General features: G+C 67.3%; 1 pseudogene. It reads left to right on the plus strand.

The features are described 5' to 3' along the window. A pseudogene (locus tag IEZ03_RS38470) lies at positions 1-620 on the plus strand (DNA-directed RNA polymerase subunit beta); the annotation flags it as partial.

The raw sequence follows: 620 nt of genomic DNA on the forward strand, positions 1-620 counted from the left end.
TGCCCGGGTCAACCCGTTCGGGTTCGTCGAAACTCCCTACCGCAAGGTCGAGAACGGTGTGGTCACCGACCAGATCGACTACCTGACCGCCGACGAGGAGGACCGCTTCGTCATCGCGCAGGCCAACTCGCTGATGAACGACGACGGCTCGTTCGCCGAGGAGTCGGTCCTGGTCCGGATCAAGGGTGCCGAAGTCGAACTGGTCACGCCGAACGAGGTCCAGTACATGGACGTCTCGGCGCGGCAGATGACCTCCGTCGCCACCGCGATGATCCCGTTCCTGGAGCACGACGACGCCAACCGCGCGCTGATGGGCTCCAACATGCAGCGCCAGGCGGTGCCGCTGCTGCGCAGCGAGGCGCCGCTGGTCGGGACCGGCATGGAGTACCGCGCCGCGACCGACGCCGGCGACGTCATCGCGGCCGAGAAGGCCGGCGTGGTGGAGGAGGTGTCCGCCGACTACGTCACGGTTCTGAACGACGACGGCACGCGAAGGACGTATCGCGTGACGAAGTTCAAGCGGTCGAACCAGGGGACTTCGTACAACCAGAAGCCGATCGTGGAGGAGGGCGCCCGGGTCGAGGTCGGGCAGGTCATCGCCGACGGGCCGTGCACCGACC

The organism is Actinomadura livida (assembly GCF_014648675.1).
GTDB lineage: Bacteria > Actinomycetota > Actinomycetes > Streptosporangiales > Streptosporangiaceae > Spirillospora > Spirillospora livida.